This is a genomic window from Andreprevotia sp. IGB-42 (assembly GCF_009848685.1).
Classification (GTDB): Bacteria; Pseudomonadota; Gammaproteobacteria; order Burkholderiales; family Chitinibacteraceae; genus Andreprevotia.
In genome coordinates this window covers 73,731-82,665 of record NZ_WXTX01000015.1, presented here as the reverse complement: position 1 = coordinate 82,665, position 8,935 = coordinate 73,731, and the positions used below count along the sequence as shown (strand labels likewise).

The following is an 8,935-nucleotide window of genomic DNA, read 5'->3' as shown; positions in this document are numbered from 1 at the left end:
TCAGGTCTTGCAATCCAGCATTTTATGGCTTCTGGCTTTTTCCATTCATCCGCCGATCCAAAGTCCTACGCCATGGTCAGCCGGGTAATCAAAGGCGATGGAAAATGTATGATTGCAAGACCTGACCCCAGATGCACAGATGCATGATGGGCCGAATTGGTCTCCATTACCACGGTGGTGCCCTATCACATCGGTTTCAGTTTGGCAGCCAGCTGCGCAAGGCATGCCCTGCGGGGACCGACTGCTTGCGAGTTGGCCTGTGCCGGGATACCGGTTGTGCAGGTATCCCAGGCCAACCAGCATCGTACGAAAGGAGCCAGCTCAGCCGCTGAAAACCGTATCCTTGCAAACCAGCTTTTCACCAGCCTTGAAGGCGATCACGTTGGTGCCGCCCGGTTGCACCAGCCAGATGATTTCACCGGCGCTGCCCGCTTGTGCGGTGTAGCTGCGTTTCTTGCCCGGCTGCGCGTAGCCGAACACCTGGCTGACCGGTTTGCCATTGACGGTGCAGGTGGTGACTACGTCTCCGCCGTCCGGGCTGGCGGCGACGAAGCGCAAGGTGCGGGCTGCGGATGCAGCTTGTCGCACATCGACCACGCGCTGGATGCCGTTGCCCGCGTTGGCCGCAATCACCACATAACGCGCGGTGCCCTTGCGTACCGGATAGACGGTGACCTTGCCCTCGGGCATTTCGGCAGAAGCGAAGGGTTCCAGCTTGGCGTTGTAGGTGTCGAAGCCGAACCCCTGATAGGGCAGTTGCATGGTGGGGAAAGTCTTGCCGATCACGCCGGTGAAAGCGTTGCCGTTTGCCCCGGGATTGCCTGTTGCCACCTTGGTGGGGTTGCTGCGTTGCAGTTCAGCGCGTTCGCTGTCACGCAAAGGCCGGGTGAAATTGAGCACGGTATTGGCGCGTGGCCATGCTAGGTCGCCGGTATTGCCGGCATCCTTGCAGCGGCCAGCCAGATGTTTGATGCTGCTGCCTTCGAGCGAAAAACGGCTTTCGCATGCGCCGTCTTCGCTCTTGCCTGCCAGCACCCAGATGCCGTTGCTGAAGGTGGCGATACCGGTCGCTGTCACTTCGCCACTCAGCAGGCCGCCAAAGCCGCCCGGATCTGCCGCGCTGGCTTCGCCGTGGAACTTGATCAGCGCCTGGCCATTGCCCAGGTCTTCAACTGCATAGCTGAAGCGGGCCATTTCCTTTTGCAGGATACCTTTGCCATCCTTGCGTTGTGCCTGGGCTTGATAGCTGTAGATGCCCGGCAATATCGCCGTGCTGACCTTGCCTGCCTGGGCTGTGGTACCGAGCTGCGGCAGCGGCAGTGAGGCGGTGGTGGTGCCATCCGGCGTCTTGACGGCAACCTGGCAACCCAGCAGCGCCAAAGGGATGGCACAGAGTATGCGCTTGTACATGGCAGGGACGATTCCGGCTTGTGATAAGGAGCCAGACATTGCCATGCGGAGTCAAACAATTGCAAGCAAAAAGAAAGATTTAATCTGGCCGTCACGACAGCCCCAAAGCCGCCATGCCATGGTACGGCAGAAGCCCGCTGTTGCCGTGTGTGAGATATTTCCGCGGCTGCTCACAGCCCAAGTGCATCGTGCGGGGGAACGGCATGGCTTGCCGCACAAACGTGCGGCCGAAATCTGCAGCTCAAGCCTTGATCAAGCCTTCCGGACCTGTTGCATTCAGCCCGGGGAAAACTTGCACCAGTTGCTTGTCCGGCAGCCGCAGATGCCGCTCTGCCACCTGCGCCAGCACTGCGCGGAAATCGGTGGTGACGGGTACATCGCGTTGTTCATGCAGCGCTGCACTATCCAGCCCTTGCCAGTCGCCGTAGACCTTGCCGCCCGCCACCGCGCCGCCCAGCAGCCATATGGCGTTGCCGTGGCCGTGATCGGTGCCGCCATTGCCGTTTTGCGCGGCGGTGCGGCCGAATTCGGACATCACCACCACGGTAGTGTCCTGCCACATGGGGCCCAGTTCGGCGGCCAGTTGTGCCAGGCCCTCGCCCAGCGGGGATAGCCGGCCGGCCAACTGGCCTTTGCCGGCACCCTGGTTGATGTGGGTATCCCAGCCGCCCAGCGCCATGAAGGCCAGCTGCACATTGCCCTTGCGCATCAGCCGCGCCAGTTGCCTTGCATCGGTGGGAAAGCCGTTGGGCAGCGGCGCCCCACCATTGGCGGCCATCATTTCATCCGCCAGTGACGACATCACTTCCTTCTGCGTACTGCGGCCCTCGCGGTAGGCCTGCGCCAGCTTGTCGTCGCCTGCATACAGCTGGCCGAAGGCATCACCCACCTTGGGCCGATCCAGCACCGTGGGTTTGCCGGCGCTGCGGCCGTTGGCGATGTTGGCCACTTCCACGCTGCCATTGAGGATGCGCGGCAGCAGCGGGCCGATGCTGATGCCGCGCGTGGGCGTGCGCTCGCCAGGCAACGCGCCCAGCAGCCGGTTCATCCAGCCATCCTGCGTGCTTTTGCGCCCAGGCGTGCCCGATTCCATATAATCCTGTGCGTCGAAGTGCGAGCGCGTCGGGTCGGGCGAGCCGGCGGCGTGCACGAAGGCCAGTTGTTTGGCCTGCCACAGTGGTTGCAACGCACCCAGCGCTGGGTGCAGGCCGAAATGGCCGTCCAGATCCAGTACGCCATCCGGGCTGCCCGGCTTTGCTACCGCGATGGTGGGGCGCAGCTGGTAGTAGTTGGCGTCGCCATACGGCACCACCACGTTCAGGCCATCCACCGCACCGCGCAGCATGATGACCACCATTTTCTTCTGCGTGGCAGCCGGGCCTAATGCGGCCAGTGCCCAGCCGCTACGGCCGAACGGAATCAGGCTGGCACCGGCCAGTGCGGCGGTTTGCAAGAACAGGCGGCGATCCATGGTTTTCTCCCTACGCGGCATCAGCCGCGCGGTTGGGGTAGCGCGTGGTGGTATGGGCGGTTTGCGGTCAGTGCCGCTGGAAATCCGGGCTGCCCAGCATCAGTGACGGTTGCAGTGCGGCATCGGCGGCGCTGATGGTGGTGCGCGCGTTGGCGGATAGCGTGGGGCCCAGCGTGGCAGCCAGCGCTGCCGGGTCTACCGGGGAGATTTCCGCATCGCTCATCGGTGCACTGGCATCCAGCTCCGGCGCGCGGGCCAGCGGCATGCGCCCGCTGCCCAGCGCGGTGGCAAAGCTGATGCGCGTGGCAATGGCGTTGGCGTTCAGCCATGCCGCTTCAGTGTTCTTGTAGCCATCCGGCGTCTGGCACCCGTACAGCGGCATGCCCAGCTGGCGCAGCATATTCACCAGTGGCCGCACGTTGTTCAGCTGCGCGCCGCTGGCGCGCGTGGCCGATACCACGTACTGATACGGCGTTTTGAACTTGCTACCCACATTGGCACTATCCCAGAATGCCGGGCTGGCAAACAGCGTGGCCAGTACCGCACGGATGTCGCCCTGTGTGGCCAGGTAGCGCTGCGTGAGCTGGTTGACCAGCGCTGGCGGCGGCACATCGGCAACGAAGTATTGCGCCAGCTGGTAGCTGATGTGCCGCGCGGTGACGGGGCTGGCGGCCAGTACGTCCAGTGCCCGCTCGCCTTCTGCCTGGCCGGCCGGGGCTACTGCCTGCTTCAGCCAGGTTTTGCTGCCGTTGTCGTGCCGGGCGGCATCGTAGCGGAAGGCAACTGCACCAGCGGCATCGCCGCGCGGGTCGAACGTCCAGCCGGTGAGCATGCGGGCCAGCTCGGTCACGTCCTGCTGGGTATAGCCGCCGTCCACGCCCAGCGTGTGCAGCTCCATCAGCTCGCGCGCGTAGTTCTCGTTCAGGCCCAGCACCTTGCCCTTGCCATTCACCCGGTAGCCGGTGGCGGTGGATTGCCAGTTGTCCAAGTAGAACAGCATGGCCGGGTGTTTTGCCGTGGCGCCCAGCAGATCACGGAAGCGCCCCAGCGCATACGGGCGGATGGCGCTGCGCTCGTAATCGGCTACGAACACGCGGGTGATGCCCTTGTCTGCATACACGTTGAAGTGGTTGAACCAGAAATCGGTCATTACTTCTTCGAGCTGGCGCGGGCTGTATACCGCGCTCAGCAGCCGCATTTCGTTCACCTGCTGCGCGGCGCGCTGGTAAACCTCGCGACGCGCTTGCTGCTTTTGCTCGGCGGTCAGCGTGTCGCTGCCGCGTGGCGGGCGGAATTCGCTCAGCATCTCGCCGGGGGCGGGCGCTGCGCGCTGCAACGCAGTCAGCTTTTGTGCCAGCACGGGCGGCAGGGCCATCTTTTCCGGGTGCAGTTGCTGATCGATATAGCGCTCCACACCCATTGCCTGCACGCGCTGCACATCGCCCGGTGCCGGCCCGTAGCCCAAGCGGTTGAGCGCATGCAGCGCGCGTTGCGCATCGGTCAGCGGGGCCGTCAGCGGGGCGGCTATGGCACTGGTGGCAATGAACAGCGCACCAAACAGGGTGGCAAGCTTGAGCATGGATGCATCCTTGGCAGCTTTTGATGATTAACGCGGCAGCAGTGCGGTGCGGCTACATGCAGCAGGTCACTACATGTAACTGCCTGTGCAGGGCTGGTTCTTTATCCCCTTCTTTGGCTGCAATAGCGTGCAAAAATTAACCTTTCCCGTTGTAAATAGGATCGGAAAGCAGGCCTATGGGCCGGCGTATGCTGGGGCCATGAAGTGATCTGATTCGCCCATAACCCACCTTGGGAGGCCGCCATGCCGCGAGGCAACCGCTACCGACATTCTTTTCTCATCGGCATCCCCGGCGCACTGTTCAGTGCGGCCGCGGCGTTTGCCATGGCTGCCGCACCCGCTGCGCCGTGCAAGCAGGCGGCGCACGAAATCGAACAGCTGGTTTGCCAGGATGCCGGCCTTGCCACGCTGGACCGGCAGATGACCGCTGTTTATGCCGCCGCCAGCAAAAAGGCCGATGCACGCAGCCTGAAGCTGCTCAAGGCCGAGCAGCACGGCTGGCTGGACGGGCGCAACGAGTGCTGGAAAGCCGACGACAAGCGCGCATGCACGCAAACCGAATACCAGCGGCGCATTGCCGAGCTGCAGGCGCGTTACGCGCTGGTGGCGCAGGCAGGTGCTGCTCACTTCGTCTGCAGCGCCAAGCCCGGTGACGTGGTGAGCGCCCGTTTCTTCAAAACCGATCCCCCCACCTTGATTGCCCGTTATGGCGATACCGAATCCCTGATGTATGCAGTGCCTTCCGGCAGCGGCAGCAAATACCAGGGCCGCAATGAATCGCTGTGGGAGCATCAGGGCGAGGTGCTGGTGACATGGGGCTATGGCGCGCCGGAAATGCGCTGCAAGCGTCAGCCGGCGTAATGCGGTAGCTGCGTCGTGTAGGGGTTGTCCCGAATAGGCGATGCTGTTGCATATGGCGCACAGTGCAGCCATGACTACTGCAAACCGCCCCTTCCACGCTGCCTGTCCGCTTCAGGCTTCGTTTTGGTACCGCTCCTATAGCTAGGGCGGCACGGGACGTTTTGACTCTCACAATGCCGCCGATCAGGGCGGCATTGTTGTTTTGGGCTCACACCCAGACTCCCCCCGATCGGTGGCCCAGACAAGGATACCGATCATGCAAGCCACTCCCTCCACCATCCTTTGCGCAGAGCGCGCCTCCGGCCCGTTGTCTCTTGGCCTGCTCGTGGGCGGCATGCGCCAGCGCCTGCACTTCCAGCATCGCCACACGCAGTTCCTGATGCTGGACGCCGGTGGCGACGATGCGCTGCACGTGGTTGCCGACCATATCGCTGCCGGTATCGATCCGCACAAGATTGCCGTCTTCGAACCCGCCCGTGTGCCCGAGCTGGCCGAGCTGCGCACCCGCTTTGCCGATCTGGCCCCGGCCGGCACCGTGCACACCACCGCGCTGCTGGCAGCGCTGCAGCCCTCGTTCGTATCACCACAGGCAGCCAGCGCCGCCGATGTGACTGCTGCCAACCAGATCGTGCGCGGCATCAATGCACGGGCAGGCGTCATGCTGCTGGCCGAGGCGCAGCCGCTGCTGGCCCAGCGCAGCCCGTTCAACGCACCGCGCGTGGCGCTGGATGTACCGTTCTCTGCCGATGTCGATACGTTGGCGCGCGCCATCGATGCCATTCCCGCTGGCGCCACGCTGGGCCTGCCCGCGCGCGAGACCGAGGGGCACCCGCTGTTCCAGCTGCTGGAAATCTTCGAAGCGGATATCCACTTCCAGGATGACCTGAAAGCCAAGTTCCGCCGTGGCGGGTTATCCGAGCGCGTGATCCGCGCCCACCTGGGCGATTGCGCCGAGCGCTTCCTGGCGCCATTGCGCGAGCGCCGCACCGCCTTGCTGGCAGAGCGCAATGCACTGCAGCGCGTATTGGCAGATGGCGCCCGTGTAGCCAGTCAGGCCGCAGCAACGGCATTGCAGCGCCTGCGGGCTGCCGCCTGATGGTGGTACTGCGTGGTTCCGGGCATTAATCCCGTTGCTGATCGCGCAGGCGATGCGCAGCATGCATTGCATGAGATTGGCAGGAAGGAGCACGGATGAAGATCAATACCGGTGTACTGAACACGCATGGCCATATCGCCATCACCGCGCTGCTGGGTGTGTTGCTGGCTGGCCCCGCACTGGCGGCGCGGCCGGTGCTGTCTGCCGACGGTTACGGCCCGGTGCACTTCGGTGATCGGCTTACCACCGCGGAAAAACGCGTGGGGCAGCGCGCCAGCCCGCGCCCACTGAAGGCGGAGTGCGCATATGTGAAGTTCAAGCGCTACCCCGGCGTGAACTTCATGCTGCAGCATGGCGTGATCGTGCGCGCAGATGCACCGCAGGGCGTTGCCAACAGCGCCGGCGTAAAGTTGCACGATAGCCTGGCCAGCGTGCAGCGCAACTGGCCGCAGGTGCAATTGCAGCCACACAAATACGAGCCGGATGGCCACTACCTGCTGCTGGCGGGCAAGGATGACAAAACCGCACTGGTGTTCGAGGAGGTAGCCGGCAAGGTCACGCGCATGCGTGCCGGCCTGCAGCCGATGGTGAGCTGGGTGGAAGGTTGCAGCTGAGCGGCCTGATCTAGGCAGTCTGCCCGTTCAGCCCCGGCAACGCCACCCGCGTATTGGCACTGCAGGCAGCGGTAATGCTGGCCAAGTCGGTGCCGCGCAGCGCCGCCAGGACACCCGCAATGCGCGGCAACTGGGCCGATTCATTGCGCCCGCGTGGCTGGCCGGGCTGATCCAGCCAGCTGGGGGCGATATCCGGTGCATCGGTTTCCAGCACGATGGCTTCCAGCGGCAGTTCTGCCGCCAGCTTGCGGATGCGTTGCGAGCCTGAATACGTCATCGCGCCGCCAAAACCCAGCTTGAACCCCAGCTTGATGAATTCATCCGCCTGCTGGCGGCTGCCGTTGAATGCATGGGCAATGCCGCCACGCACCTGCCACTTGCGCAGGTACTTCAGCACCTGATCCTGGCTGCGGCGGATATGCACGATCACCGGCAGATCGAAATCACGCGCGAGTTTGAGCTGCGCTTCGAAAATAGCCACCTGCCGCGTGGCATCCAGCTCCGGCACAAAGAAATCCAGACCGATCTCGCCCACCGCCACCGGCTGCTCGTGCTGCAGCCAGCGCGCCAGCTCATCGATATGTGCATCCCGGTGCTCATCGATGTAGATCGGGTGCAGGCCGAACGCGAGGAATGCGCCATAGCGCTCGCGCATCTCGCGGGTTTTGGGCAAGGTGGCGATAGTGATGGCCGGCACCACGATCTGCGCCACGCCGGCTACGTGCGCGCGCTGCACCACCGCATCGCGGTCGGCATCAAACTCTGGCGCATCCAGGTGGCAGTGACTATCAATCAGCATTGAACTCTTTTCCAGCAAGACAATCAGTCATTCGTCATTACGATTTCAAACAAAGTACGGGATAAGGGAAGCACTGTGATCGAATTATGGACCTGGGGTGTTTTTGCCGCCGTCGTTTTGGTATTACTGGTGTTCGATCTGGGCGTGCTGCACAAGGACAGCCACGAGATCGGCATCAAGGAAAGCCTGAAGCTTTCCGCGTTCTACATCAGCGCCGGCCTGCTGTTTGGCGCCTATGTGTGGTGGCTGAAAGGGCCGCAAGCCGGCCTGGATTACTACACCGGTTTTCTGGTGGAAAAATCGTTGTCGATGGACAACGTGTTCGTCATCTCGCTGATCTTCACCAGCCTGGCCATTCCGCGTGAGTACCAGCACCGCGTGTTGTTCTGGGGCATTCTCGGCGCCATCGTGATGCGCGCCATCATGATCGGCATCGGCGCCGCGCTGGTGCACGAGTTCAGCTGGATCTTGCTGATCTTCGGTGCCTTCCTGTTGTTTACCGGCGTGAAGATGCTGTTTGCCAAGGATGAAGAAACCGACATCAAGCAGACCCGCATGTATCTTTACCTCAAGCGGCACCTGCGCCTGACCGACGACCTGCATGGCTCGCGTTTTTTCGTACGGGGTGAAGACGAAGGCCTGAAACCCGGCCGCTGGGTAACGCCGCTGTTCCTGGCACTGCTGATGGTGGAGGGTGCAGACCTCGTGTTTGCGGTGGACAGCATCCCGGCGATTTTCGCCATCACGCAAGACCCGTTCATTGTGTACACGTCCAACATCTTCGCCATCCTCGGCCTGCGTGCGCTGTACTTTGCGCTGGCCGCCATGGTGCATCGCTTCCACTACCTGAAGTATGCGCTGGCCGTGGTGCTGATCTTCATCGGCGTGAAGATCGGCCTGGTGTACCTGGAGATCAAGATTCCGTCGCTGGTGTCGCTGACGGTGACATTTGGCTTGCTGCTGGCGGGCGTGTTGTATTCGCTGCACAAGACCAAGGGTGAAGCAGCGCCGCACGCTTGATTGGTGGATAGCCGTATTGAAAGGTGAGAGGGCCCCGGAAGGGGCCTTCTTCATTTGGACAATGGGCCCAGTCTTCCACACCACT

Annotated in this window: 8 protein-coding genes; 4 read left to right on the top strand and 4 right to left on the bottom strand. The window is 62.9% G+C overall.

What is annotated here, in order from left to right; translation table 11 throughout:
* Positions 1-321: 321 nt before the first annotated feature.
* The 3 genes from IGB42_RS19210 to IGB42_RS19200 form a co-directional block, all read right to left on the bottom strand.
* Positions 322-1,410 carry a hypothetical protein gene (locus tag IGB42_RS19210; RefSeq protein WP_159674729.1) on the bottom strand — a complete coding sequence of 363 codons (1,089 nt, stop codon included), beginning with the start codon at positions 1,408-1,410 and terminating at the stop codon, positions 322-324.
* 241 nt (positions 1,411-1,651) lie between these two features.
* Complete coding sequence (locus IGB42_RS19205) at positions 1,652-2,881, bottom strand: DUF1501 domain-containing protein (RefSeq protein ID WP_159674727.1); 1,230 nt, start codon at positions 2,879-2,881, stop codon at positions 1,652-1,654.
* A 67-nt stretch (positions 2,882-2,948) separates the two neighbouring features.
* Positions 2,949-4,460, bottom strand: coding sequence for a DUF1800 domain-containing protein (locus IGB42_RS19200; protein WP_159674725.1), 1,512 nt, complete (start codon positions 4,458-4,460; stop codon positions 2,949-2,951).
* Between the two features lie 243 nt (positions 4,461-4,703).
* On the opposite strand from IGB42_RS19200, the gene IGB42_RS19195 reads away from it, so the two are divergent.
* From IGB42_RS19195 to IGB42_RS19185, 3 genes are all read left to right on the top strand, one after another.
* Positions 4,704-5,321 (top strand): MliC family protein, encoded by a 618-nt coding sequence (locus IGB42_RS19195; RefSeq protein WP_159674723.1) that lies wholly within the window; start codon positions 4,704-4,706, stop codon positions 5,319-5,321.
* A gap of 256 nt (positions 5,322-5,577) precedes the next feature.
* Entirely contained in the window at positions 5,578-6,417 is an 840-nt protein-coding gene (locus tag IGB42_RS19190) for a hypothetical protein (RefSeq protein ID WP_159674721.1), read from the top strand.
* A 95-nt stretch (positions 6,418-6,512) separates the two neighbouring features.
* Positions 6,513-7,031, top strand: a complete 519-nt coding sequence (locus tag IGB42_RS19185; RefSeq protein ID WP_159674719.1) for a hypothetical protein — start codon at positions 6,513-6,515, stop codon at positions 7,029-7,031.
* A gap of 10 nt (positions 7,032-7,041) precedes the next feature.
* On the opposite strand, the gene IGB42_RS19180 is transcribed toward IGB42_RS19185, so the two are convergent.
* On the bottom strand, positions 7,042-7,830 hold the full coding sequence (locus IGB42_RS19180; protein ID WP_159674717.1) for a TatD family hydrolase: 789 nt from the start codon (positions 7,828-7,830) through the stop codon (positions 7,042-7,044).
* 75 nt (positions 7,831-7,905) lie between these two features.
* Here IGB42_RS19180 and IGB42_RS19175 point away from each other — a divergent pair, with 75 nt between their 5' ends.
* Positions 7,906-8,850, top strand: coding sequence for a TerC family protein (locus IGB42_RS19175; RefSeq protein ID WP_159674715.1), 945 nt, complete (start codon positions 7,906-7,908; stop codon positions 8,848-8,850).
* Positions 8,851-8,935 lie beyond the last annotated feature (85 nt).